At 63.6% G+C, this 24,907-nt stretch carries 19 protein-coding genes; 9 read left to right on the top strand and 10 right to left on the bottom strand.

The features are described from left to right. Positions 1 to 225: 225 nt before the first annotated feature. On the top strand, positions 226 to 1,746 hold the full coding sequence (locus PAN08_RS05765; protein WP_269791181.1) for a catalase: 1,521 nt from the start codon (positions 226 to 228) through the stop codon (positions 1,744 to 1,746). 153 nt (positions 1,747 to 1,899) lie between these two features. Then, the gene (locus PAN08_RS05760) at positions 1,900 to 2,511 is read left to right on the top strand and encodes a DUF937 domain-containing protein (RefSeq protein ID WP_269790522.1); all 612 of its coding nucleotides are present in this window, start codon (positions 1,900 to 1,902) and stop codon (positions 2,509 to 2,511) included. A gap of 108 nt (positions 2,512 to 2,619) precedes the next feature. On the opposite strand, the gene PAN08_RS05755 is transcribed toward PAN08_RS05760, so the two are convergent. Continuing rightward, complete coding sequence (locus tag PAN08_RS05755; protein WP_269790521.1) at positions 2,620 to 3,027, bottom strand: S4 domain-containing protein; 408 nt, start codon at positions 3,025 to 3,027, stop codon at positions 2,620 to 2,622. A gap of 123 nt (positions 3,028 to 3,150) precedes the next feature. Here PAN08_RS05755 and PAN08_RS05750 point away from each other — a divergent pair, with 123 nt between their 5' ends. Beyond that, positions 3,151 to 4,650: an MATE family efflux transporter gene (locus tag PAN08_RS05750; RefSeq protein ID WP_269790520.1), complete on the top strand. Its 1,500-nt coding sequence runs from the start codon at positions 3,151 to 3,153 to the stop codon at positions 4,648 to 4,650. Between the two features lie 49 nt (positions 4,651 to 4,699). Here the strand turns inward: PAN08_RS05750 and PAN08_RS05745 are convergent, their stop codons facing one another. From PAN08_RS05745 to PAN08_RS05735, 3 genes are all read right to left on the bottom strand, one after another. Further along, positions 4,700 to 6,055 (bottom strand): Gfo/Idh/MocA family oxidoreductase, encoded by a 1,356-nt coding sequence (locus tag PAN08_RS05745; protein WP_269790519.1) that lies wholly within the window; start codon positions 6,053 to 6,055, stop codon positions 4,700 to 4,702. A gap of 118 nt (positions 6,056 to 6,173) precedes the next feature. Then, entirely contained in the window at positions 6,174 to 9,149 is a 2,976-nt protein-coding gene (locus PAN08_RS05740; RefSeq protein WP_269790518.1) for a TonB-dependent receptor, read from the bottom strand. 124 nt (positions 9,150 to 9,273) lie between these two features. Next, a complete protein-coding gene (locus tag PAN08_RS05735; RefSeq protein ID WP_269790517.1) occupies positions 9,274 to 12,657 on the bottom strand; it encodes a TIM-barrel domain-containing protein in 3,384 nt (1,127 codons plus the stop codon). Between the two features lie 298 nt (positions 12,658 to 12,955). Here PAN08_RS05735 and PAN08_RS05730 point away from each other — a divergent pair, with 298 nt between their 5' ends. From PAN08_RS05730 to PAN08_RS05705, 6 genes are all read left to right on the top strand, one after another. Further along, positions 12,956 to 14,110, top strand: coding sequence for an SIS domain-containing protein (locus PAN08_RS05730; protein ID WP_269790516.1), 1,155 nt, complete (start codon positions 12,956 to 12,958; stop codon positions 14,108 to 14,110). After that, positions 14,103 to 15,041 carry an ROK family protein gene (locus tag PAN08_RS05725; RefSeq protein WP_269790515.1) on the top strand — a complete coding sequence of 313 codons (939 nt, stop codon included), beginning with the start codon at positions 14,103 to 14,105 and terminating at the stop codon, positions 15,039 to 15,041. Before PAN08_RS05730 ends, PAN08_RS05725 begins: the two co-directional genes overlap by 8 nt. 17 nt (positions 15,042 to 15,058) lie before the next feature. Then, positions 15,059 to 16,393 carry a D-tagatose-bisphosphate aldolase, class II, non-catalytic subunit gene (locus PAN08_RS05720; protein ID WP_269790514.1) on the top strand — a complete coding sequence of 445 codons (1,335 nt, stop codon included), beginning with the start codon at positions 15,059 to 15,061 and terminating at the stop codon, positions 16,391 to 16,393. A gap of 38 nt (positions 16,394 to 16,431) precedes the next feature. Beyond that, on the top strand, positions 16,432 to 17,211 hold the full coding sequence (locus PAN08_RS05715; RefSeq protein ID WP_269790513.1) for a DeoR family transcriptional regulator: 780 nt from the start codon (positions 16,432 to 16,434) through the stop codon (positions 17,209 to 17,211). Further along, positions 17,208 to 18,323, top strand: a complete 1,116-nt coding sequence (nagA, locus tag PAN08_RS05710) for an N-acetylglucosamine-6-phosphate deacetylase (protein WP_269790512.1) — start codon at positions 17,208 to 17,210, stop codon at positions 18,321 to 18,323. The genes PAN08_RS05715 and nagA overlap by 4 nt, the downstream gene beginning before the upstream one ends. 63 nt (positions 18,324 to 18,386) lie before the next feature. Then, positions 18,387 to 20,186, top strand: coding sequence for an MFS transporter (locus PAN08_RS05705; RefSeq protein ID WP_269790511.1), 1,800 nt, complete (start codon positions 18,387 to 18,389; stop codon positions 20,184 to 20,186). Positions 20,187 to 20,572: 386 nt separating this feature from the next. Here PAN08_RS05705 and rplS read toward each other — a convergent pair whose 3' ends face one another. From rplS to PAN08_RS05675, 6 genes are all read right to left on the bottom strand, one after another. Beyond that, the gene (rplS, locus tag PAN08_RS05700; protein WP_269790510.1) at positions 20,573 to 21,007 is read right to left on the bottom strand and encodes a 50S ribosomal protein L19; all 435 of its coding nucleotides are present in this window, start codon (positions 21,005 to 21,007) and stop codon (positions 20,573 to 20,575) included. A 141-nt stretch (positions 21,008 to 21,148) separates the two neighbouring features. Next, positions 21,149 to 21,922 carry a tRNA (guanosine(37)-N1)-methyltransferase TrmD gene (gene trmD / locus PAN08_RS05695; RefSeq protein WP_269790509.1) on the bottom strand — a complete coding sequence of 258 codons (774 nt, stop codon included), beginning with the start codon at positions 21,920 to 21,922 and terminating at the stop codon, positions 21,149 to 21,151. A 5-nt stretch (positions 21,923 to 21,927) separates the two neighbouring features. Further along, complete coding sequence (gene rimM / locus PAN08_RS05690; RefSeq protein WP_269790508.1) at positions 21,928 to 22,443, bottom strand: ribosome maturation factor RimM; 516 nt, start codon at positions 22,441 to 22,443, stop codon at positions 21,928 to 21,930. Positions 22,444 to 22,485: 42 nt separating this feature from the next. Further along, positions 22,486 to 22,746: a 30S ribosomal protein S16 gene (rpsP, locus tag PAN08_RS05685; RefSeq protein ID WP_057635769.1), complete on the bottom strand. Its 261-nt coding sequence runs from the start codon at positions 22,744 to 22,746 to the stop codon at positions 22,486 to 22,488. A 272-nt stretch (positions 22,747 to 23,018) separates the two neighbouring features. Further along, entirely contained in the window at positions 23,019 to 23,825 is an 807-nt protein-coding gene (locus PAN08_RS05680) for an aminotransferase class IV family protein (protein ID WP_269790507.1), read from the bottom strand. Further along, complete coding sequence (locus tag PAN08_RS05675) at positions 23,822 to 24,898, bottom strand: nitronate monooxygenase (RefSeq protein WP_269791180.1); 1,077 nt, start codon at positions 24,896 to 24,898, stop codon at positions 23,822 to 23,824. Before PAN08_RS05675 ends, PAN08_RS05680 begins: the two co-directional genes overlap by 4 nt. Positions 24,899 to 24,907 lie beyond the last annotated feature (9 nt).

The raw sequence follows: 24,907 nt of genomic DNA, 5'->3' as shown, positions 1-24,907 counted from the left end.
CAAATCCTATTGATGCGAGCAGATCATTTGATTAGGCATTTCACCTATTCATGCCTACAGTCGGTTCAAGATAGATCCCTGAGCCAGCTGGAGCCAGCCATGAGCAGCAACGACAAGCCTACCTGCCCGTATCACGCCGCACCCTCGCCCGAGCAGGCCGCCCAATCACAACGCGACACCAGCACCACGCCGAAGCAGAAGCAGGGCGATGCACCGGTGACGCCGATGACCACCGCCTTTGGCGCGCCGGTGGTGGACAACCAGAACAGCAAGACCGCCGGCCCGCGCGGGCCGCTGTTGATGGAAGACGTGTGGCTGCTGGAGAAGCTGGCCAACCTCAACCGCGAGATCATTCCCGAGCGTCGCATGCACGCAAAGGGCTCCGGCGCGTTCGGCACCTTCACCGTCACCCACGACATCAGCAAGTACACCCGCGCCAAGATGTTCTCGGCGGTAGGCAAACAGACCGAGATGTTTGCGCGCTTCACCACCGTGGCCGGCGAACGTGGCGCTGCCGATGCCGAGCGCGACATCCGTGGCTTCGCGCTGAAGTTCTACACCGAAGAAGGCAACTGGGACCTGGTGGGCAACAACACCCCGGTGTTCTTTCTGCGTGACCCGCGCAAGTTCGGTGACCTCAACAAGGCGGTCAAGCGCGATCCGCACACCAACCTGCGCAGCGCGCGCAACAACTGGGATTTCTGGACGCTGCTGCCCGAAGCACTGATGCAGGTGACCGTGGTGATGAGCGACCGCGGCATTCCGCGCAGCTTCCGCCACATGCACGGTTTCGGCTCGCACACTTACAGCTTCACCAACCATGACGGTGAGCGCTTCTGGGTGAAGTTCCATTTCCACAGCCAGCAGGGCATCGAAGCGCTGACCGATGCACAAGCCGAAGTACTGGTTGGCAAGGACCGCGAGAGCCATGGCCGCGACCTGTTCAAGGCCATCGAGCGTGGCGATTTCCCGAAATGGAAGCTGTTCGTACAGATCATGCCGGAGCTGGACGCCGAGACCTATCGCATCCATCCGTTCGACCTGACCAAGGTGTGGCCGAAGAGTGATTACCCGCTGATCGAAGTGGGCGAGTTCGCGCTCAATCGCAACCCGGTCAATTGGTACCAGGACGTGGAGCAATCGGCATTCGCGCCGAGCAATCTGGTGCCGGGCATCGGCCCGTCGCCGGACAAGATGCTGCAGGCGCGCCTGTTCGCCTACACCGATGCGCAGCGTTACCGCCTGGGCGTCAATCACCACCAAATTCCGGTCAATGCGGCGCGTTGTCCGGTACACAGCAACCACCGCGATGGCGCCATGCGTGTGGACGGCAACTACGGCGGCCTGCCGCATTACGAGCCCAACAGTTACGGCCAGTGGCAGGAGCAGCCGGCGTTCCGCGAGCCCGCGTTGAAGATCCGTGGCGATGCCGACTTCTGGAATTTCCGCGAAGACGACAACGACTATTTCAGCCAGCCGGGCGCGCTGTTCCGCAGCTACAACGCCGAACAGAAGCAGCGTTTGTTCGACAACACTGCGCGTGCACTGGGTGATGCGCCGGACTTCATCAAGCAACGTCACATGGACAACTGCAACAAGGCCGATCCGGCTTATGGTGCAGGCGTCGCCGCCGCACTGCAGAAGCTGGCTGCCGCGCCGGCACCAGCCGATCCTTTCGCGCCACCGCCGCACCCGGGTAGCGATTTCCCCAGCGCCACGCCCGGCGCCGAGGATATCGAACTCTGATTCACCGGCCCTGCCCGCAAGGCGGGGCTTGTTGGTTCCCACAACGCCCGGGGTGCACGCGATGCATCCCGGGCGTTGATGTCAGGCCCCACGCAACTGCCCCTTCCCAGGGTTAACATCCCGCTCTGCAACCCATTGCAAGGAATCTACGACATGAGCCTGACCGACGACCTCCTCTCCCAGCTGCAAGGTGCGCCCCTGCAACAGGTTTCCCAGCAACTGGGCATCGACCCCCAGCAGGCGTCCGGCGCGATCAGTGCTGCCCTGCCCTTGCTGATGGGCGCACTGGGCAACAACGCAGCCCAACCGCAGGGCGCACAGGCCCTGCTGGGTGCGTTGCAGACCAATCACAGCGGCCTGGATATCGGCAACGTGCTGGGCTCGGTACTGGGCGGCGGCGGTGGCAACCCGGCTGCCAACGGTGCCGGCATTCTTGGCCACATCTTTGGCGGCAATGAAACCCGCGCTGAAACCGGATTGGCCCAGGCCACCGGTCTGAGCCCGAGCAGTTCGGGTCAACTGCTGAAGATCCTGGCCCCGATCGTGATGGCCTTCCTGGCACAGCGCATGGCCAGCGGTGGCAGCCAGACGGATGCCGGCGGCCTCGCCCAGTTGCTCGGCCAGGAAAAGCAGCAGGTAACCCAGGCCGGCGGCATCGGTGGCGGCCTGCTGGGCAGCGTGCTGGATCAGGATGGTGACGGCCAGTTCGGTGTCGGCGACCTGATCAAGCTCGGCAGCGGCCTGCTGGGCAGCGGCAAGCGCTGAGTTCCCGCACTACCGGGTTCAAACCTGACAAAAACGCCACCTCTACGGTGGCGTTTTCTTTTGATGGCTCCAAACACCAGGGACGCTCAACGCCTTTTACCCCTCCCCTCACAACGCGTCCAGATCACCCAATGCGCGAATCAGGCGACGCGCGCGTTTGTCGGGCTTGTGAGCCGGAGCACGGTAACCCGTGCGTTCGGCGGCACGGCGCAGTCTCACTTCCTCTCGCGCCTTCTTCGACGCTTCGCTTTCGTCGTACAGCGCCTGCGCGGCCGGTGCCGAGCCGCGTAATTCGCTCAGACCGCTGACGCGCAGCTCAAACACTTCTTCGCCACGCTGCACGCGCATCGCATCGCCGATGCGGATGGCACGCGAGGATTTGGGGCGCTGCCCTTCGACTTCCACCTTGCCGGTGTCCACCGCCTGTTTTGCCAGGCTACGGGTCTTGAAGAAACGTGCGGCCCACAGCCACACATCGAGGCGGATGCTGGGGACGGGTACGGCGTCTTGGCTCATCGTATTCCTGTTGTCTGCGTTCAAAACGCCGGGTGCTCAGGCCCGGCTTGATGCATACCAATGGTCGGCATCGTCACTGGCAAGATGCTAGTGTGCCTGCCACGTTTCAAACAGCGGCATCCAATGTCGAAAGCCAGCCCAGCCCGCTCACTCACCGAAGGCCCAATCGGGCGCAGCCTGCTGCTGTTCTCGCTGCCTATTCTCGCCGGCAACATAGCGCAGTCGCTGAATGGGTCGGTCAACGCGATATGGGTGGGCAAGTTTCTCGGCGAGGCGGCACTGACCGCCACGGCCAACGCCAACAACATCATGTTTTTCCTGATCGGCTCGGTATTCGGCATCGGCATGGCCGCTACCATCCTGATCGGCCAGTCCATCGGCGCCAAGGACCTGCCGCAGGCGCGCCGCGTGATGGGCACCAGTGCGACGTTCTTCATTGGCCTGTCGGCGGTAATCGCGGTGGCTGGCTGGTTCCTGTCGCACCGGCTGCTGCTGGCGATGGGCACGCCGGCCGAATCCCTGGCAATGGCCGACGCCTACCTGAAGGTGATCTTCCTCGGCATGCCGCTGATCTACGCGTTTGCCTTCTTCACCGCGGCATTGCGCGGCGCGGGCGATGCACGCACGCCGTTCCGGTTTCTGCTGCTGTCGGTGCTGTTGGATATCTGCATCAATCCCTTGCTGATATTCGGGCTGGGCCCGTTCCCGGAACTGGGTGTGGCAGGTGCGGCGTGGGCGACATTCTTCGCACAGGGTTTGGCGCTGGCGGCGATGCTGCTGTACCTGCGAAACAAGCGCCACATGCTATGGCTGGGGCGCAAGGACGCCGCATTGCTGAAGATCGACCCGGTGATCCTCAAGGCACTGGTGATCAAAGGCGTGCCAATGGGCCTGCAGATGGTGGTGATCTCGCTGGCGATGATCATGATGATCTCCATGGTCAACGGCTACGGCGTGGCGACCGCCTCGGCCTATGGTGCCGCCATGCAGTTGTGGACCTACGTGCAGATGCCAGCGATGGCCATTGGCGCGGCCTGCTCATCGATGGCAGCGCAGAACGTGGGTGCCGGCCGCTGGGATCGCGTGCATGCCACTGCGCGCACCGGCGTGCTGTTCAACTTTCTGCTGACCGGTGCGTTGATCGCGCCGATCATTTTGTTTGATCGCAGCACGCTGGCGCTGTTCCTGCCGGGCGACAGCCCGGCGCTGGAAATCGGCCGCCACCTCAACCACATCTCGGTGTGGTCGTTCCTGTTCTTTGGCGTGACCTTCGTGGTGTCCGGTGTGGTGCGCTCGACCGGCGCGGTAGTACCGCCGCTGTTGATCCTGGCCGTGGCGATGTGGGGCATCCGTGTGCCGTTCGCCAAGCTGCTGCAACCGGAGTTTGGCGTGGACGCGATCTGGTGGAGTTTCCCGGTGAGCGCGTTCTGCTCGATGCTGATGGTCATGGCCTATTACCGCTGGGGCAATTGGCGCAAGGCCAAAATGCTGGAGAAGCACGAGACCGACAAACTGGCCACGCCTGCGGAAGTGCCCTCCACGCCGCCGTCGCCGGTGGCTGATGCCAACCTGGAAGTGGAAGCTGATACCGATACCGTGGTTGAAACGCCCGCAGTCCGTTAGCGGGCGCCTTACCCCTCCCCCTGCCATTGCAAAGGGAGGGAGACAAGCCTCAGTACTTTCCGTCGAACGCAAAAATCGGCTTGCGCTGTTGCCACAGGCCCTTGGTGAAGTCCGGGAACTCCAGGGTCTGGAAGCTGTTGCTGATCGACTGCTCGGACAACGGGGTGATCGCACTCCAGGTCACTGCGTCGTAGATGTCGATGGGCATCGGCGCCTTGGCCTTCAGCGCTTCGACAAAGGCATGAATCACGAACCAATCCATGCCGCCGTGGCCTGCACTGGCGGCGGTGTCGGCATGCTGCTTCCACAGCGGATGCTCGTATTGGTCCTGGTAGGTCTTGAACTCTTCCCACTGGTGCGGCGGGCTGCGGCCTTCGATATGAATGCCATGGTTGACGTCCATCCACAGGCCCTTGGTGCCCTGCACGCGGAAGCCCATCGAGTACGGGCGCGGCAGCGAAGTGTCGTGCTGTAGCAGGATGGTCTCGCCGTTGGCACAGGCCAGCGTGGTGGTGACGATGTCACCCAGCTTGAACTGCACCTGGGTGCTCGGGTGCGTGGTGCCGCCGCTCTTGGCGACGGTGTACTCGTGCAGGCCGCGCGCCTTGCTGGCGAATGCATTGATATGGGTAAAACGGTTGCCGCGGTTGATGCCGGTATACATCGCGCACGGGCCGATACCGTGGCTGGGGTACAGCTCGCCGTTGCGCTGCACGGAATGCTCGGTGCGCCAACGCGCTTCAGACCAGCCTTTGGCACCGAACTCGACCCCGCTGTCATAGGGATGCTCCGGCGTGCCGTCGTTGAACTTCACGCCGCGCAGGTCGTGCTGGTAGCCGCCCTGCAGATGCACCAACTCGCCGAACAGACCTTCACGCACCATCTGCAGCGCGGCCATCACGTCGCGGCGATAGCACACGTTTTCCAGCAGCATGTACGGAGTACCGGTGCTGAGCTGGGTGTTGAGCACGTCCCAATGGTCTTGCAAGGTGATGCCGGCCACCACCTCGCAACCCACGGCGACCTTGGCCTGCATCGCAGCGATCGCCATCGGCGCGTGCAACTCCCACGGCGTGGCGATGATCACGCCATCCAGGCCGCGTTGTTCGATCAGGCGCTTCCATGCATTCGCATCACGGTCATCGCCATACACCGTAGGTGCCGGCTTGCCGGCCTTGCTGACCATGTCGGTAGCGCGCTTGAGCATGATCGGCTCGATGTCGCACAGCGCCACTACTTCCACGTCATCGCGGCGCACCAGTTCCTTCAACAGCACCAGACCACGCATACCGGTACCAATCACGCCCAGACGCACCTTTCGGCCACGTGCCCAAAGCGGAGTGGACGGCAACAGCGCGCTGGCGCCAATGGCGGCGCTGGCCATGATGAATTCCCTACGTTTCATTGCAACTCCTCTTTCATGAAATCGTGCCGGTGATGGCATGCATGCCACGACCGTGCTGACGGTGTCACCGTCTTCCCCGTCATGCAATGCATAACGGGGAAGCGGTGCACCGGCGTCCTTAGAACTTGTAGGTCGCGGTCACGCTGTAGATGCGACCGAAGTTGTTCGCGTACCCGGCGAAGTTCATCCAGTCGTTCGGATCGTAGAACGGCAGACGGTTGAACAGGTTCTTCACGGTCACACCGACGCTCAGGTTCTCCATGGGACGCCAGTTCACACTGAGATTGGCCGTCCACCAGGCCGGTGCGCCACCGCAGTGGCCGGGCGCCAGGTTCAGGAAGCTGCCGGTGCAGGTCTGCGCGTTGTTGTCGGCCGCATCGATGCGGTCATACGCCCACTTGGTGCCGCCGACATAGTTCACGTAGAAGCCGGTATCCCAGTTGCCGTAGGTCCAGTTGGTGTTGAAGGTCGCGCGCACTTTCGGGTTGTTGTAGTAGCCCACGAGATTGCCGTAGTACCAGCCATCAGCGTCATCAGAGTTGTACATGTTGCGGTTGGCGATGGTCGCGGCGATGCCGACGTTCAACCGGCCCCATTCACCGAGATCGAAACGACCACGCGCGTCCACGTCCAGACCGTCGATGAGCGTACGGCCACGGTTGCGGTACTGGCCGATGACGCTGGCCACGTTACCGGTGCTGTATACCGGCAGGGTGCCCGGACAGGTCACGCCGCTGGCGGGATCGCTGCACATGGCGGCCAGTGCCGCCTGATTGGCCAGATCGCTTTCGGTGATTGGGAAGCGCGACATGTCGCTGATTTCTTCCGGCTTGCTGTAGTCCGGCGCGACGATCTCATTGCGGCGGTACACGAACCAATAGTCGGCCGACACCGACAGCCAATCGGTCGGTTCCAGCACGACACCGAGGGTGGCGATCTTCGCCTTCTCGGGCTTCAGGTCCTGATTGGGCTGGGTCATGCGCGCCACGTTGCGGCTGCAGTCGCTGTTCCACAACGCATTGCCCAGGTCCTTGTCGACGCCACGGTTGGACTGCCGCAGCAGGCCAGCGATCGCATTGGTCTCGGCACAGCGTACTTCGTCGCGGTAGCCACCAATCTGCGCATACACGCCACCGGTACCGGACTCAGCCAGGCTCGGTGCGCGGAAACCCTCCGAATAGGTACCGCGCAGCATCAGCTGCGGCAACGCCTGGTACTTGAGTCCGAGCTTCGGCGCCAGGTTGGCGCTGAAGTTGGGGTACTTGTCCACGCGCAGTGCGACATCCATTTCCAGCTTTTCAGTGAGTGGGACGACGGCTTCGGAGAACAGCGCGTAGGTGTTGCGCGCACCGTCGAACCACGAGCCACCCTGCTGGGTGATCAGGCCGTTGGCAGCGTCCGGGTTGCCCGGCGTGTAGAAGGTTTCGCGGGTGGCATTGAAGCCGAATGCCGCACGCACTTCACCGGCCGGCAGGTTGAACAGCGGGCCTTCCACCTTGCCGTCCAAGGTGTGCAGGCGCGTCCACGACTGGATGTCGAAGGTCGGGAACGCCTCGCGGATCAAGGCGGCATTGGCTTCACTGATCTCGCCGAACTTGTAGGCCGGGTTGTCGGAAATAATGACGCGGCCGGTACCTGGATCGGTGGTGTACGGGCCAAAGGCCTTCTCGAAGCCCTTCAGGTTGACGTTGGTGGTCTGGTAGGTAATCGAGTGCGAGCCGGCAGTGGCGAATGCGGTTTCCCAGTTCCAGTCCCCCACGCTGCCACGCAGGCCGGTGACCGCGCGGTAGCTCTTGTCGGTATTGCGCTGGCCGAAATGACCGCCTCCCACGTCCTGCAGCAGGTAGCTGAGGCCGACCACGCCACCCATCACCGCCTTCATCTCCGGGCTTGCGTGGTTGTACACGTTGTTCGGGCCAAGCCACGGGGTCAGGAACTGATTGACCGTGTTGCCGGTATTGCGCGAGAACCAGCTCTGCGGGTTGCCGGTGGTCGTGCCGTAGGCACGCGGCGTACCGCCGTTGGCGCGCAGGTCGATGTCGGTATAGGTCAGTTCGGCGAATGCCTCGGTGGTATCGCTCACCTGAAAATGGCCATTGACGTAAGCAGTCATGCGCTTGGAGTCAGCACCGCCATTTACCTGACCATTCAACCAGTTCTGCCAGACGCAACGCGTGCCGCTGGCCACCTGCAGCACGTTGTTGCAGCCCGGCGCAGCTTCATCCACGCGCGCCTTGGTCACCGGATCGATGGCGTAGTAGTAGCCGGGGTTGAACACGCCCGGCGCGCTGCCGGAGTCCAGCCGCATGTTTTTGATGTAGTCCGGATTGTTGACGTAGAACTGTGCAGGGTTCTTGTCGTACCACTCGCGGTCCGGGATGCCGTCGCGCTCATAGAGGTTGACGCTGGCATAGACGTTGTAACCATCCTCGGACATGTCACCAAAGCCGCCGGTAACGCTGGCCTGCTTCTCACCAAAGGAATCGAAACGTGATGCAGTGTCCCAGGTGCCGCTGACTTCCAGCCCCTGATAGCTGCTCTTGGTGATGACGTTGATGACGCCAGCCACCGCGTCGGTGCCGTACACGGCAGACGCACCGTCGGTCAGTACTTCCATGCGCTCGATGACGGCAGCGGGAATCGCGTCAATATTGACGAACTGGGTCTGGAAACCCGCCGGCGCACCGTAGTAAGACAGGCGGCGACCATTCAACAGCACCAGCGTTCCCTGCGCGCCGAGGCCACGCAGATTGGCCTGCGAGGCGCCGTCCGAACCGGTGAACAGCGATTTGGAATCCACCTGCCCCGGTCGCGCGGCCGGCAGGTTGTCGAGCACCTGCAACAGCGTGCGCGCGCCCATGTTCTCGATGTCCTGCTTGCTGATGACCTGCACCGGCGACGCGGTTTCCACATCGGTGCGGCGGATGTTGGAACCGGTGACCTCGATGCGGGCCAGCTCGGTGGCCTTGTCTTTTTCCTTTTCACTGCTGTCCTGAGCGAAAGCAGGTGCGGCGACGGCGAACAACACGCTGGCGACAGCCAACGATAGCGGGGCTGGCAAACAGCGTTTGGCACTGCGATTGGCGGGCAACATCGGGTTCTCTCCTGGCAAGGTCACGCAAAAAACAGCAGTTGGCGGGGCAAAGCGGTCCCGGCCCGCGCCCCCTGAGAGCGCAGTCGGTGTGTTGCGGGGGAGCAGCGGTGTTACGAAGTGGCGGTCATGGGGCGACGATTTCGGCGCTGTCGCCCTCCTCGCCGATCAGCACGGCGTTGGCCCAGTTGCCACAAACCTGGGAGGGTTGCTTGCCCTGCGCACCCAACGTGCGCAGGCTCAGATGGGTGAGGCCGCGGACATCCAGCTCCGGTTTGACCACGCCGGGCGCTTTCACCAGGCCACTGTCGTAGAGCAGGCGGTCGTCGCCCCACACCTGGAACTGCATGCCACCGGCCTGACGGCATTGGTCATCGATGCCGAGATCGGCGCGCAGCAGTTTCCAATTCCCCTTCATGGCCAGATCAATGCGACTGCTCGCACCAACACCCAGTCCGCGACGGAACTGCAGGCCGTTCATGCGCATCGGCACATCGGCACTGAACGCACGATCTGCGTGGACCGATACGGCCAGCGCGGCCGGTAGCGGCAGTTGGGAGAGAAACTGCTGCTGGGCCGGCCGCTCGGCCGCTTGCTGCTCAAGAATGTGGAAGGTGGACAGTGCAATCGGACCGACATCGCGCGGCTGCAATGCATCCACCGCACGTGCGGCGTTGCCCTGCGCTGCGGTCACCATCGGGTCGTTGGCGCCAGCGCCGTCGCCGTCCGGGTTCTGCACGCTGAGTACGCGGAAGCGCAGCAGGCGGCCCGCGTGTGCCGGGAAGTCGATGCGCTGCAGTCCTTCCTTCAGCTGCAGATGACCACGCGCAATCGGCTCGCCCCACTCGCCATTGCTGTCACCCATGTAGATTTCGTAGTCGCGAACCTGGCCGTGCTTCCAGTTCTTGTCGTTGCGCGGTACCAGTTCGATGCCGTCGATCAGCTTGCGCTCGCCAAAACCGACCACCCATTCGTGGGCACCGGTGCGGATGGCTTGATTGCGCACGCTGCGGAACCACGTTGCCGGGTCGTCGTCGAACGCATTTTCCAAGGGATGGCCTGATTCTTCCGCCGGGCGGTTGACCACCAACAGGCTGTCCGAAGGCAACGCGCGGCCCAGTTCCGGTGCGGCCGGGAACGCGTCATCGGCCAGTGCCGCAGCTACCGGGAAGTCCAACTGCAATTGCAGCGGCTGGCGGATGTCCTGCGTGGCAGTGCGCACATGCAGCGTGCCCTGACGCTCCTTCGCATCGAAGTACCAGCCTTCCGCCGCGCCCTGCAAGGCGGCAGCGTCGGCCAGTTGCGTCAGGGCACGCCCGTCCACCTGCACCGCACGTGGCGCCTGCCGGCTAAGCACCCGCAGGCCATAGCGGCGCTGCGGCAGCTGCCCCTGGTACCGGCCCTGCACTGCTTCAATGTGCACCTGCACCTCACCACTGCCCTGTGCCGGGGCCTGCACGCGGATCTGCTGCGTGCTTGATTCACCCTGCTGATACCGGCGCGTATTGCCGTCATCTTCGTACAGCGTGTAGCGGGATTCGCCCTGCGGATAAAGGTCGAACGTCACTTCGTCCAGCGGCTTTTCGCCGTCGAACAACATGCCCGGATACATCGGCACGATTGCGCCAGCACGCACGAAGACCGGCAGCGTGGCCAGCTCCACCTTGCGGTCCAACTGGCGGCCCTGCGCCGGGGCCTGCACCTGGCGGCCATCCCAATAGTCGAACCAACCGCCGGCCGGCAGATGGATATCACGACGCCAGCCACGGCTTGCCGCCTGGCTGCGGTAGACCGGCGCAACGAGCAGGTCGCGGCCAAGCAGGAACTGGTACTTGTAGGTTTCATCCTGCGCATGCGGATCCTGCGGGTAATCCCACATCAGCCCGCGCACGGGCGGCGCGCCGCTCTGTGCAGCGTCATGCACCAAGCCGTACATGTACGGCGTCAGGCGCATTTTCAACTTGAGGTAATCGCGGTTGATCGAACGGTAGGGTTCGTCGAACCACCACGGGTGCTTGCGCGCATTCGACGACCAGCCGGACATGCCCATCAGCACCGGCGTGAACGTTTTCCACTGCAGGTCGCGGGTGAAGGTTTCCGCGCTGCCGCCGAAGATCGCATCCACGTCGCCGCTGGCATACGCCATGCCGGACAGGCCGGAACCCACCAGGGTCGGCACGTGCCAGCGGATGTAATCCCAACTGCTGCTCTGGTCGCCGGTCCACGCCACGGCATAGCGCTGGATGCCGGCCCAGCCCATCACCGTCCACAGAAACGGACGCGAGTCGGAGTTGTCGAGGATGCCGTTGAACGCCTGTTGATTGGCGTCCATCGCGAACTGATAGCCCTGCCCGGTCCAGGCCACGTCCAGCTTCTGCACACGGCTGCCGGCCTTGCCGACTTCCCAGGCGATCTTGTCGACGCCGTTCTCAGTCCACAGGCCGGTCTTGAAGCCGTACTTGGCCAAACCCTGCGCGGTTTCCGGCAGCTGCTTGTAGCCGCAGCCGTAGCCGTCGTTGGGCAGGATCCAGCCGCCCGGCATATCGTGCTCGCGGTACTTGGCGGCAACACTGTTGACCACATCCGGCGTGGTGCCGGTGGGGCCATCGCTCCAGCCTTCCGGCACGGTGCCGGGCTTTTTGATGTTGTCGCCGTCGTTGTAGCAATCGGCATCGCCGTAGGACAGCGCCCAGCGCGCGACCATGTTCGGGCGACCGGTCAGCTGCGTATAGCGCTCCAGCAAGCGCTGCAGATCGGCACCGACGAAATAGTAGCCATCGAAGCGATCTTCGCGATGCAGCAACGTGGCCTGGTCCGGCTGGCGCAGATCGTAGCTGCCGTCGCTCCAGGTATTGCGCAACATGCCCCAACCGCGCGAGCTGAGCAGCATCGGCGCCGGGCTCGGGCGGTCACCTTCTTCCCAACCACCGGAATAGGACACTTCCAGTTCGCGGCCCTTGAACTGGAAGCGACCGTTCTGCTGTCCACCGCCGTAAAACGCTTCATCGGCCTGCGAAGACAGCACCTGCACGCTTTGTTCGGCAGCCAGATCCAACGGCTGCAACTCCTGCCACAGCGGCACACTTTGCGCGCCGTCCAAGCGCTCCAGGCGCAACTGCAACGGCTGCCGTTGCACATGCAGCACCAGCGACGGGGTGCGTACGCGAATTTCGGTGGCGTCCTCTTCCATCTGCGCCTGCACCGACTGCACCGGCTGCGGCAGCACGATGGGTGCGGCCTTGTTGCCGGGGCCAGTGAGCTTGCCTTTGCGGCCGGCCTGCACATGCACGATGTCGTTGGCCAGCACGTCGATGCGCAGCGTGCTGCCGGCATCAGTGCGCAGCTCCCAACCGCGCACGCCATCCTTGCCATCACTGGCAGCCACTGAACGGAGATTGCCTACCGGCTCGGCATGCGCAGGCAGGGCCGGCAGCAGCAGCGCGGAAAGCAGGGCCAGCAGCAGCGGTGAGCGACGATTATGGATATGCACCTTGTCCCCTGGCCCGTTCATCGGACATTTCGAAAGCGGTTGCGGCCGACTCTAGGGCAGCAAATCGAAAGATGTCAACAAAATGAAAGTAAAAAGTAAGTTGAATTTCTTGCAATCGAAAGATGCTGCAGAGCACCACTTTCCATTACCCCGAAATATGGCTATTCACCTGCTACGAAAGGGTTTTACGAGAAACCTTTCGTTCGTGACGGGGTTCGCAGCGTGAAAGTGACCCGCTCTTATTTCTTTTCTTTTGCTTTCGATATTTGACATTCCGAAAGAAAACGAAGATGGTTCGCTGGCACAACAGGAACCAAGAATGGATCTCACCCTGCTTTCCGACCTGTCCACCTGGCAGCAGCTGGGCGGCACCGATACCGCTACCGAAATCGCCCAGCAGCCACTGCTCTGGGAAACCCTGGCCAGCAACCTCGCCGACGACTGCGCACGCGTGCAGGCTTTCCTTGGCGAGCGCCTGAATGACCCGCAGCAATGCGTGTTGTTCACCGGTGCTGGCAGCTCCGGCTTCATCGCCGAGATGGTGGCCGACACGATCAATGCGCAGTGGCCGGCCGAGGTGCGCGTCGTGCACACCACCAGCCTGCTCACACATCCAGCGCTCTACCTGCAACGCGATCGCCCGACCCTGCTGGTGTCGTTTGGCCGCAGCGGCTCCAGCCCGGAAAGCGTGGCAGCGGTAGAGCGCGTGCGTGCCGACGTGGATGACGCGCGCTTCCTCGACATCACCTGCAATGCCGACGGCGAGCTTGCACGCCGTGGCGCCGGCCGCGAAGACACCTGCACGCTGTTGATGCCGGCGGCCAGCTGCGACCGTGCCTTCGCCATGACCAGCAGCCTCACCTGCATGCTGCTGTCCGCACTGGCCGTGTTCGACCGCGCGCCGTGGGACGAACGCATTGCACGCCTGCAGCAGGTTGCAGCACTGGCGCGCGCCGGTATCCACCAGTGGGACGCCGCCGTGGCGGCGCTGGCGCGCGAACCTTTCAGCCGCGTGATCTACCTGGGCAGCGGCCCGCATGAAGCACTCGCACGCGAAGCCGCGCTGAAGGTGCTGGAGCTCACCGCCGGACGCGTACTGGCCATCGCCAACACGCCGCTGGGTTTCCGCCACGGGCCCAAGTCCACGCTCAACAGCCAGACCCTGGTCGTCGTGTTCCGCAGCGCGCTGCCACTGGCCCGTCGCTACGAACAGGATCTGTTGGAAGAACTGCGCAGCGATGGTGTGGCAGGCAACGTGTTGTCGATTGGCCCGCAGTCCGACATTGGCGCCGATGACGACTACACGCTGCCGGTGCCGGCCGTCCAAGACAGCTGGCTTGCACCGGTGTGGCTGACGTTTGCGCAGCTGTATGCATTGCAGCGTTCGGCCTCGATGGGCCTGACGCCTGACAACCCGTTCCCCGACGGCACCGTCAACCGCGTCGTCAAAGGCGTGACCATCCACCATGACTGAGCCCACGCCACACGCCTGTTACGGCATCGACATCGGCGGCACCAAGATTGAACTGGTGGCCTGCGATGCCGCATTGCAGGTGACGTGGCGCAAGCGCATCGCCACACCGCAGGGCGACTACGTCGCGTTTCTGCAGGCAGTGCAGGAACTGGTTGAAAGCGCCGACGCCGAACGGGGCAACGCTGTCGCCTCCATCGGCATCGCCCTGCCCGGTGTGCGCGACCGTCGCAGTGGCCGTCAGCTCAGTGCCAACGTGCCTGCACTCACCGGCCAGTGCGTGGCGCAGGATCTGCAGGCGCGCCTGCAACGTCCACTACGCTTCGGCAACGATCTGCAGTGCTTTGCCTTGTCCGAAGCACACGGCGGTGCGGCCGATGGCTACGCCAGCATGTTCGGCGCCATCCTTGGCACCGGCGCAGGCGGCGGCTACTGCGTGCAAGGCCGGCTGATCAGCGGCTTCAACGGCTTGGCTGGCGAATGGGGCCACTGGAGCGTGCCGGCCAATCTGCTGCAACGCCACGGCCTGCCGCTGCTCGACTGCGGCTGCGGCCTGCGTGGTTGCGTGGAGCGTTATGTCTCTGGCAGCGGCGTGTCGATGATCGAACGCCACCTCGGCGGAGGCGCCCACAATGCCAGCGATGTCATCGCTTTGGCCGAAGCCGGCGATGCACGTGCGCAGCAGGCGTTGGATATCCACCGCGACCTGCTCGGCCACAGCTTCGCTGCGTTGATCCTGGCACTGGACCCGCATGTGATCGTGCTCGGCGGCGGTTTGTCGCAATACGCACCGCTGTACGAACAGTTGCCGGCGGCCATCGCCGCCCATCTTTTTGCAGGCGTGGAAGTGCCGCCCATCGTGCCACCGCGTTTCGGTGATGCCGGTGGTGCACGCGGTGCCGCCCTGCTCGCCTGCCAACCTGCTTTTTCCTGACCCCCCGGGAGTCCGTCATGTCCTCGCTGCAAACCCTGCTCACCGCCCATCGCCAGGGCCAGAATGTCGGCCTGTACAGCGTCTGCTGCAGCAATGAGCAGGTGCTGCGCGCCGCCATGCAAGTGGCCGCGCGTTACGGCACGGTGCTGCTGATCGAGGCTACCTCCAACCAGGTGGATCAGTTCGGTGGCTACACCGGCATGACCCCACCGCAGTATCGCGACTATGTGCAGGCGCTCGCCGACGAAGAAGGCTTCCCGCACGAACGCCTGATCCTTGGCGGCGATCATCTCGGCCCGAATGCTTGGCAGAAGCAACCGGCCGCCGAAGCGATGGCCAATGCACGCGTGTTGATCGAAGCCTATGTCGCTGCCGGCTTCAACAAGATTCACCTGGACTGCAGCATGTCCTGCGCCGACGATCCCACGCCGTTGCCCGACGCCATCGTCGCCGCACGCTCGGCCGAGTTGGCCGTCATCGCCGAACGCACGGCCGCAGCCCACCATCTTCCGCTCCCGCTGTATGTGATCGGCACCGAAGTCCCGATTCCCGGTGGCGAAGCCTCACTCGAAGGCGGCCTGGCCGTCACCACCCCGGCCGCCGCCGCGCAGACGCTGGCCATCCATCAACAGGCCTTCGACACGCCGGAACTGCGCGATGCGTGGCAGCGCGTGATTGCCATGGTGGTGCAGCCCGGCGTCGATTTCGACCACAGCAGCGTGCACGACTACGATGCCGCCGCCGCTTCCACACTGGCCGATTTCCTGGAGCAGCAACCGCACATTGTGTTTGAAGCGCACTCCACGGATTACCAGCGCGAATCCGGCCTGCATGCACTGGTACGCGATCACTTCGCCATCCTCAAGGTCGGTCCGGCCGCGACCTTCGCTTACCGCGAAGCGCTGTTCGCCCTGGCCTCAATTGAAGCCGAACTGTTGCCGGCCGCGCAGTGCTCGCAGTTGCCACGCGTACTGGAACAGGTGATGACCGCACAGCCGAAATATTGGCAGGCGCACTATCACGGCGACGAAGCCACGCTGCGTCTGCTGCGCGCTTACGCCTTCAGCGACCGCTGCCGTTACTACTGGGGCGAGCCAGCGCTGCTGCAGGCCGTGCAAACCTTGTTCGCCAATCTTGAACAGCACGCACCGCCGTTGGTGCTGCTCAGCCAGTACCTGCCCGAGCAGTTCCGCGCGGTGCGCGCCGGCCAATTGCTCAACACGCCCGCCGCGCTGGTGCAGCACCATATTGGCCTGTGTCTGGGCGAGTACGCGCGGGCCTGTAGCGCCAACCTCGCCGGCGCCCGCAAACAAAACGAAAGCTCGCAAGCTTCCGTTCTTGCGAACGGTTAATCTCCCTCTTTCATTCCAGACAGAGAGAACAGATGGCCATGCGCAATACACGCTCCCGCCGCCAGCAGATCCTGCAGCTCCTGATCGAACAGGGCAGCGTGCAGGTCGCAGAGCTGGTTGAACGGTTTGGTGTGTCGGCGGTGACCATCCGCACCGATCTGGGCCAGATTGAAATCCAGGGGCTTGCCACTCGCACCCACGGCGGTGCGACCCTGGTCCGGATGCCACCGCTGGAGCAGGACATCCATGAAAAGGATGCGCTGAATCTGTCGTTGAAGGAGTCCATTGGCATGCGTGCCGCGCTGCAGGTGCATGCGGGCGAAAACATCATCATCGACTCCGGTTCCACCACCATGACCCTGGCCCGTCATCTGCACGGGCACCGCGATGTCACGGTGATGACCAACGGCCTCAACATCGCCTGGGAGCTGGCCAACGCGCCCGGCGTAAACGTGCTGCTGACCGGTGGCATGCTGCGCAAGCAGTCGCTGTCGCTGCAGGGCAGCCAGGCCGAAGCCAGCCTCACTTCTTACAGCTTCGACACCTTGTTCCTGGGCGTGGACGGTTTGGACCTTCAGTTCGGCCTCACCACCCACGATGAAGGCGAAGCCCGCCTCAACCACCGCATGGTCGAGCGCGCACGGCGCATCGTGGTGCTGACCGACGCCTCCAAATTTGGCCGCGTCAGCCTGCATCGCATCGCCCGCCTGGACCAGATCCAAGCCATCATCACCGACCCCGGCATCGACGATGCCACCCGCGAGGGACTGCAGCAGCAGGGGATCGAGGTGATCATCGCCGAGCCTCCACCGCCATGACCGACACCCGCTCCCTGTACGGCCGCATCCTCACCCCGCTGGGATGGCGACGTGGCCACGTTCACTTCGGCCAGCACATTCAATCGCTGGACATCGAAGACCACGCCGGCGATGCCACGCAACTGCCGGTGATCCTGCCCGGCTTCATCGACCTGCATGTGCACGGCGGCGCCGGCGTCGATCTGATGCAGGGTGGCGATGTCGCCCGTACCATCGCGCGCACCCATGCCCGCCACGGCACCACCACGTTGCTCGGCACCACCATGACCGCCGCGTTCGAGGACATCGAAAACGCATTGCGCGGCCTGGCCCAGGTGATCGCCACGCCGGATGCAGACGCTGCGCAAATCATTGGCGTACATCTGGAAGGCCCCTTCATCAGCCCGCAGCGGCTCGGCGCGCAACCGCCACGCACGCTCGAAGCGACACTGGAATCAGTACAGCACCTGCACGCCCTGGCACCGATCAAAGTGCTGACCATCGCCCCAGAAATCGGCCAGCATGCCGTGTTGATTCCCGCACTGGCAGCGATGGGTATCCGCGTGCAGGTCGGCCACAGTGCCGGCACCTACGAGGACGGCGTGGCCGCACTGCAGGCTGGCGCCACCGGCTTCACCCATCTGTTCAATGGCATGACTGGCGTTGATCACCGCAATCCCGGTATCGCGGCCGCCGCGCTGGCGCATGCGCAATACGCCGAACTGATTCCCGACCTGCAACACGTCCACCCCGGTGTGATCCGGATGGCAGTGCGCGCCATTCCGCGTCTTTACGCCGTCACCGATGCCACCGCCGCCACCGGCATGCCCGACGGCGAGTACGCGCTGGGCGAACAGCGCGTGCACAAATGCCTGGGCTGCGTGCGCCTGTCCAGCGGCTCGCTGGCCGGCAGCGCGCTGACCATGGACCAGGCGCTGCGCAATCTGGTTGAGGTCGGTCTGGAGCTGGCAGACGCCTCGCAGCGCGTCTCCACCTTCCCCGCCGACTACCTCGCGCTGGAAGACCGCGGCCGCATTGCACCCGGCCTGCGCGCGGACATGGTGGTGTTGAGCCCCGATCTGCAATTGCAGCAGGTGTGGGTCAACGGCCACCCGGTCGATCTGCACCGTTAATCACACCGGCGCTCCACCCGCGCGCCTTCCCGCTGCACCCGCGCTTCCCTCTGGAACGAGCCGATGACCGACTCAGCCTTCGCCACGTCCGCCACCGATGCCACGCCCCGCTGGCCGGTCCGCTACCTGCTTTTCATCGCTGGCCTCGGCGGCCTGCTGTACGGCATCGATATCGGCATCATCGCCGGCGCCCTGCCCTACCTTGAAGCCACCGCCAGCCATGCCTGGCAGTTGAGCAGTCAACAACTCGGCTTCGTGGTCGCAGCGGTCTTGCTGGGCAGCGTGTTGTCGTCGTTGTTCGCGGGCCTGATCGCCGACCTTATCGGCCGCCGTGGCGCGATGCTGCTGGCCGGCGTGCTGTTCACCGCCAGCATCCCGGTCATGGCGCTGGCATCCGGTTACACGCCGCTGTTGCTCGGGCGCTTGCTGCAGGGCATCAGCGGCGGCCTGATCGGCGTTGTGGTGCCGTTGTATCTGGCCGAAGTGCTCGCACCCGAACGCCGTGGTCGCGGCGCGGCCATGTTCCAACTGCTGCTGACCATTGGCCTGGTGTTGGCCGCACTGATCGGCCTGTACCACGCCCATGTGGTGGATGCCGCCGCCGACACCGTGCGCAACATGCCGCTGGTGCAGCAGGCGCAGGAATTGTTCCCAGTCAAAGACCACGCATGGCGCACCATCTTCTGGAGCTGCCTGCTGCCGGGCGTAATGTTCTGCGTGGGCGTGTTGTGGCTGTCCGAATCACCGCGCTGGCTGGTGCAGCGCGGGCGCATCGATGCCGCCCGACAAAGCCTGCAACGCACGCTGCCGGCAACGCAAGTGGAAAGCACGTTGCAGCAGATCCAGGCGCCGGTCGTTGCGCAGGCCGATGGCAAGCGTGACCGCTTGTTCAGTCGTCGCTACATGGTGCCGTTCCTGTTGGCCTGCGTGATCCTGGCTTGCACCCAGGCCACGGGCATCAATTCGATCCTGGCTTACGCGGTCAACATCCTCAACCAAGCCGGTCTGCCCGGCTCGGCCGCCAACAGTGCCGATGTCGCCATCAAGCTGCTCAACGCACTGATGACTGTCGCCGCGCTACTGCTGGTGGACCGTAAGGGCCGCAAATTCCTGCTGATGCTCGGCAGCGGCGGCATCTGTCTGGCCTTGCTCGCCTCGGCAATGTTGTTCTTCAAAGCCGAACAAGGGCGCGCGGATGTGCAGCCGCTGCTGCAACACGCCGTGCTCGATGACCGCCTGCAGCTGGATCTGGACGCCGCGCAATGGCGGCAGTTGGGCGGCGCACGCATGCACGGCCAACAGCCGCTGCAACTGACACTTTCCTATTCCTACGGTGGCTTCAGCGATGTGCGTTCATTGCGCAGCGACAACGCCAGCGACCATCAGTTGAACATTCAACGCGGCACGACCGTGCGCGCCGACAGCGTCATCGGTAGCTTTTTCCGCCGCCTGCACTTGAATCCCTTCCCGGATCCAGCCGTGGCAGCAAACGCGCCACTGAAAATCGAACAGGCCTGGATTGGCCCGGTCCCGACGCCCGCACATGGCTGGGCGGTTGCAGCGTGCATTCTGGTGTTCGTCGCATTCTTCGCGGTCGGCCCGGGTGTATGTGTCTGGTTGGCCCTGTCCGAGCTGATGCCCAACCGCATCCGCTCAAACGGCATGAGCATCGCGCTGCTGATCAACCAGTTCGTCTCTACCACCATCGCTGCCGTGTTCCTGCCCACCGTTGGCCATTACGGCTACGCCAGCATGTTCCTGTTCTGGGCCGGCTGTACCTTCGTGTTCTTCCTGGTCGCCGCCTTCTGGATGCCGGAAACCAAGGGCAAGACGCTGGAACAGATTGAAGCGCATTTCCGCTAAGCGGCAGAAGCACGCCTTTATCCGCTCTGCTGGAGCAACTCGCTCCGCGCCCCGGCCACGCACAATGTGCGTGGCGTTTAGCCAAGCAGAAACCAGTGGCTCGCAGGCCACATGCCCTCACCTGACGTGTGGGTGAAGGGAGTCGTCAGGCATCTCCGCACACATGACGCGGCCCGGCGCAGGAATCTTTCCGCGGGTAGCCAGCCGCTTTCGCATCCCTTCTCCCGTTTACGGGAGAAGGTGCACCCACGGGACGGAGGACGGTGAAGTACCAACAGAGACAGCCTTTCAAGCTCTCAAATTCCCAGAGCCTCCCATCGCCCAAACGCAAACGGCCGCCCGAAGGCGGCCGTTCTTTGCAAACAGGCAGAGGCCTGTCGGCGGGCTTACTCGGCGGCGGCAGCAGCTGCTGCAGTCGCAGCGGCCTTGGCAGCCAGACGAGCGGCCTTGGCCTGCTGAGCAGCGGCCAGATCTTCCTTGATGCGAGCAGCCTTGCCTTCCAGGCCACGCAGGTAGTACAGCTTACCGGCGCGAACCTTACCGCGGCGCTTCACTTCAACCGAGTCGATCACGGCGCTGTGGGTCTGGAAAACGCGCTCAACGCCGTAGCCGTGCGAGATCTTGCGCACGGTGAAAGCGGAGTTCAGGCCGGCATTCTTGGTGCCGATCACGACGCCTTCATATGCCTGCAGACGCTCGCGGGTGCCTTCCTTCACCTTCACATTCACCACGATGATGTCGCCCTGGCTGAACTTCGGCAGTTCGCGGGTGACCTGGGCGGATTCAAACTCCGCGACGATGGACTTGTTCAGCTTGCTCATTGGATTACACCGATTGTTCGGGTGGGCGTGTCATTCGACAGCGGATTCTTATGCAGTCACCGAATTGCGCTGCACGTTTATTGTTTTGTTTCCAACGCCAACCACAAAGGGCTGACGGGAACTCGCAATTCTAGCCTATTGTTAGCCCTTGGCGCCAGTAGGTGCTTGATCAGCCGCCGTCAGAGCCTCACGGGCCTCCATCAGCAGCTTGCGGTCGGCCTTGCCCAGCCCCGCCTCGTCCAGCAAGTCAGGCCGCCGCTGCGCCGTGCGCAGCAACGATTGCTGGCGGCGCCAGCGCGCGATGGCGGCGTGGTTCCCCGAACGCAGCACGTCCGGCACGTCCCCCAGCTCGTGGCTGGACGGCTGGCTGTAATGCGGGCAATCCAGCAGGCCATCGCCCTCAAAGCTGTCCTGAACCGCCGATTCAGCATCGTTCAGGGCACCTTCCTGCAAGCGGGTAACCGCATCGATGATCACCGCCGCGCCCAGCTCACCGCCGGACAACACGTAATCACCGAGAGAAATCTCTTCGTCCACTTCCGACGCCAGAAAACGCTCGTCCACGCCCTCATAGCGACCGCACAGCAGGATCATCCGCGGCAACGCAGCCAGTTCCCGGACCTTGGCCTGGGTCAGCGGCCGCCCTTGCGGGCTGAGGTAAATCAGCGGCGCCGGCTGCGGATCGGCTGCACGTGCAGCGGCCAGCGCAGCACGCAGCGGCTCGATCAGCATCACCATGCCGGGACCACCACCGAACGGACGGTCGTCCACTCGCCGGTAGTTGCCTGCGGCAAAGTCACGCGGGTTCCAGCCATGCAGCTCCAGCAGACCACGCTCTTGCGCGCGGCCGACCACGCCCAGTGCAGCGGACTGGGCGAGGAATTCCGGAAACAGGCTGATGACGTCGACGCGCACCGGACTTAAAACTCCGGGTCCCAGTCGACCACGATCACGTTGGTGTCGAAATCAACTGACTTGACGTAGTCGCCCATCACGAACGGCACCATGCGCTCACGGTCACCACGCACCACCAGTACATCGTTGGAGCCGGTACTGAACAGGTGCGAGGCCTGCCCCAGTTTCACGCCGTCCACGGTCTGTACGTCCAGGCCTTCCAGATCAACCCAGTAATACTCATCGGGACTGGGCGGCGGCAGCGCGCTGCGGGCGATGTAGATCTCGGTGTCGCGCATGGACTCGACCACATCACGGTCGGTCACGTCCGGGAACGTAGCCACCAGATGCTTGCCCGAATCACGCCCACGCACACCGGACAGCTCGGATTCCTGCCCTGCGGAAGTGCGCAGAATCCAAGGTTGATATTTGAAAATGGCAGAACGCGGCTCGGTCCAGGACTCGAGCTTAAGTTCGCCGCGCACACCAAAAGCGCCGGCAACCCTGCCAAGCAGGATCCGGCGCTCGGAATCTTTCTTCATGTCAGAAACCGTCGGGCCGCGCTTGCACGCGGCCCGTCAGGATCAGGCCGCGACGGCCTGGGCCTTGGTCGCTTCCTTGTACAGGTTGCGAACCTTGTCGGTCAGCTGGGCGCCGTTGGCAACCCACTTGTCGACAGCGGCGATGTCCAGCACGATGCGCTGCTCGGCGCCCTGGGCAACCGGGTTGTAGTAGCCGACGCGCTCGATGTTGCGGCCGTCACGGGCGCTACGGACGTCGGTCACGATGATGTGGTAGAACGGACGCTTCTTGGCGCCGCCGCGGGTCAGTCGAATCTTGACCATGGTGGTTTTTCCTTATTGCCCAGTCGCCAGGATGGCGCGGTAAGCCGGCGATTATAGCGACGCCAACGGCCCATTCCAACCCCGCCCCTGCCCGCCAAGCTGAACGCAGGCTGTGGCTTTGGGCCTCCCGCAAAGCGCCGCTGCCTCCCTTGCGACGACGGGAGTGGGTTATGGCAATCCCCTGCAACCCCCACAGATTGCGTGACTGGCCGCCTTGCTTTGCCACAGGTAAGGGGAGAGCCAGTCGCTGACGCTGTTTCTGCAATCCGCGCCTAACTCCCTATCTGAAGCCGCTCCCAAGGCGCCTCACCCAACGCCCGACGCAATAACTGCAGCAGCAAATCCGACTGTGCAAACGACACACCGTCAATTTGCGCAAGTGGCCACAGACCACTGGCATTGCAGGCCACTGCACCGGCAAATCCGGTCAGCGCCGTTAGCTCCAACGCGCGCTGGGCCTGCCTCTGCCCCAGCCGATCCAGACCGGCCATCAGCAGTTGCTCGGTAACACCTCGCAGCGCAGCCGCCTGCGGCCACACCACCTGTGCGCCATCCCAGAACGCCAGGTTCCAGGTGCTGCCCTCACTCACTTTGCCAGCCTCATCCACGAACACCACATCATCGAACCCCTCGCGCATGGCATGGCGACGGTGATGAAACAACGGGAATGTGCCTACATGTTTGATATGCGGCAGTTCACGCTGATAGCGCAGCGACATCACCGCGCGCGCAGTCGTGGGCATAGTGACGGGCGCGGTAATGCCGACCAACACATCGACCGGCACCACACGCAACGGTTGGCGGAAATCAAACTCACGCGAAAAAACCGTAATGCGCACCGAGGCATCGCGCATACCGCATTGCGCCAGCGCATCCTCCAGCCATACGCATAGCTGCGCGACATCCAATGGGGTGTCGAACAATTCATGCGTGGCCTGCTGCAAACGTCGCAGGTGCAACGACCATCCCTGCACCGCGCCATTGCGCACCTGCAAGGAAGTGAAATGCCCGTAATTGACCAACACCGCACCCAACAAGGTGGCATCAGCCGGTTGCCCGTTGCAGAACAATCGGCTCATGACAGTGCCTGTGCCTGCGCCCACATCGTCTGCAGTATTTCAGCGGCAGGTGCGCGACGCGCCAACCATGCCGATTGTCCCGCCCACGCCTGCATCGCATCGAGTTGATTTGCAGCATTTGCTTCGCGGCGCATGCCGGCGGTAAGCCCTCGCTGCACCGGGTAAGGCTGCGGTTGCGGCGCATCGGCGGCGTCGGCCGCTCGCACGTACGCGGTACTCAACGCCCGCCCCAGACGACCACTGAAAGCACGTGTGGCGCGCGTTCCTTCTGGTTCGGTAGCGGCCAATGCCTGCCGCCACGCTTGTGGAATATCGGATTCGTCAGCGGCAAGAAATGCGGTTCCCACCTGCACGGCGCTGGCCCCGAGCAACAGCGCAGCAGCGACGCCACGACCATCGGCAATGCCGCCGGCTGCGATCACGGGCACGTGCAACGTATCGGCCAACCGCGGCACCAAGGCGAACAATCCACTCATCTGCAACTCGGCACTGGCCGCATCGAACGCACCGCGATGCCCCCCAGCCTCCATGCCCTGCGCGATCACCGCATCGGCACCTGCAGCTTGTGCCTGCAGGGCTTCGTCCAGCGTGGTTGCACAGGCGAACCAGGCAATGCCTGCGGCTTTCAATCGCCGCACCTGCACTTCGGAAAGCACGCCCATGATGGTCGAAGCCACAGCGGGCCGGGCCTGGATCAACGCATCGAACTGTGCATCGAAATCGGCAGGCTCCGCATCACCGGCAGTCGCCAGCACCTGCGGCCCCCATTGTTCCAGGAAGTCGCGGGTAGCCACCTCAGCGGCCGCATCGCGCTGGGGCGCCGGATCCGGCACCCACAGATTGATCTGTGCAGGGCCTTGCGACTGCGCCCTGAAATCATCCATCCACTGCCCGATCTGTGCCGGCATGGACAGCACCGCTCCCATCGCACCCATGCCACCCGCATTGGCGAGCACCGCCGACAATGACACCGGGCAGGCGCCCGCCATAGGCGACAACAAAATCGGAAGGCCAACGCCGAAGCGTTGGCAGAAGGCGTCGACGCGTTGCTTGATGATTGGATTCATGGACAGAACCAACTC

It is taken from the genome of Stenotrophomonas sp. Iso1, assembly GCF_027497995.1.
Taxonomy (GTDB): domain Bacteria; phylum Pseudomonadota; class Gammaproteobacteria; order Xanthomonadales; family Xanthomonadaceae; genus Stenotrophomonas.
The sequence above is the reverse complement of the archived record's forward strand: the minus strand, read 5'-3'. Positions and strand labels throughout refer to the sequence as shown.

Bases quoted from the DNA above. Each gene is read 5' to 3' on its own strand.
- PAN08_RS05765 (WP_269791181.1), top strand. From the start codon at position 226: ATGACCACCGCCTTTGGCGCGCCGGTGGTGGACAACCAGAACAGCAAG.
- PAN08_RS05705 (WP_269790511.1), top strand. From the start codon at position 18,387: ATGACCGACTCAGCCTTCGCCACGTCCGCCACCGATGCCACGCCCCGC.
- PAN08_RS05715 (WP_269790513.1), top strand. From the start codon at position 16,432: ATGCGCAATACACGCTCCCGCCGCCAGCAGATCCTGCAGCTCCTGATC.
- PAN08_RS05735 (WP_269790517.1), bottom strand. From the start codon at position 12,657: ATGAACGGGCCAGGGGACAAGGTGCATATCCATAATCGTCGCTCACCG.
- rpsP (WP_057635769.1), bottom strand. From the start codon at position 22,746: ATGGTCAAGATTCGACTGACCCGCGGCGGCGCCAAGAAGCGTCCGTTC.
- PAN08_RS05730 (WP_269790516.1), top strand. From the start codon at position 12,956: ATGGATCTCACCCTGCTTTCCGACCTGTCCACCTGGCAGCAGCTGGGC.
- PAN08_RS05760 (WP_269790522.1), top strand. From the start codon at position 1,900: ATGAGCCTGACCGACGACCTCCTCTCCCAGCTGCAAGGTGCGCCCCTG.
- PAN08_RS05740 (WP_269790518.1), bottom strand. From the start codon at position 9,149: ATGTTGCCCGCCAATCGCAGTGCCAAACGCTGTTTGCCAGCCCCGCTA.
- PAN08_RS05720 (WP_269790514.1), top strand. From the start codon at position 15,059: ATGTCCTCGCTGCAAACCCTGCTCACCGCCCATCGCCAGGGCCAGAAT.
- PAN08_RS05755 (WP_269790521.1), bottom strand. From the start codon at position 3,027: ATGAGCCAAGACGCCGTACCCGTCCCCAGCATCCGCCTCGATGTGTGG.
- nagA (WP_269790512.1), top strand. From the start codon at position 17,208: ATGACCGACACCCGCTCCCTGTACGGCCGCATCCTCACCCCGCTGGGA.
- PAN08_RS05750 (WP_269790520.1), top strand. From the start codon at position 3,151: ATGTCGAAAGCCAGCCCAGCCCGCTCACTCACCGAAGGCCCAATCGGG.
- PAN08_RS05745 (WP_269790519.1), bottom strand. From the start codon at position 6,055: ATGAAACGTAGGGAATTCATCATGGCCAGCGCCGCCATTGGCGCCAGC.
- rimM (WP_269790508.1), bottom strand. From the start codon at position 22,443: ATGAAGAAAGATTCCGAGCGCCGGATCCTGCTTGGCAGGGTTGCCGGC.
- rplS (WP_269790510.1), bottom strand. From the start codon at position 21,007: ATGAGCAAGCTGAACAAGTCCATCGTCGCGGAGTTTGAATCCGCCCAG.
- PAN08_RS05725 (WP_269790515.1), top strand. From the start codon at position 14,103: ATGACTGAGCCCACGCCACACGCCTGTTACGGCATCGACATCGGCGGC.
- PAN08_RS05680 (WP_269790507.1), bottom strand. From the start codon at position 23,825: ATGAGCCGATTGTTCTGCAACGGGCAACCGGCTGATGCCACCTTGTTG.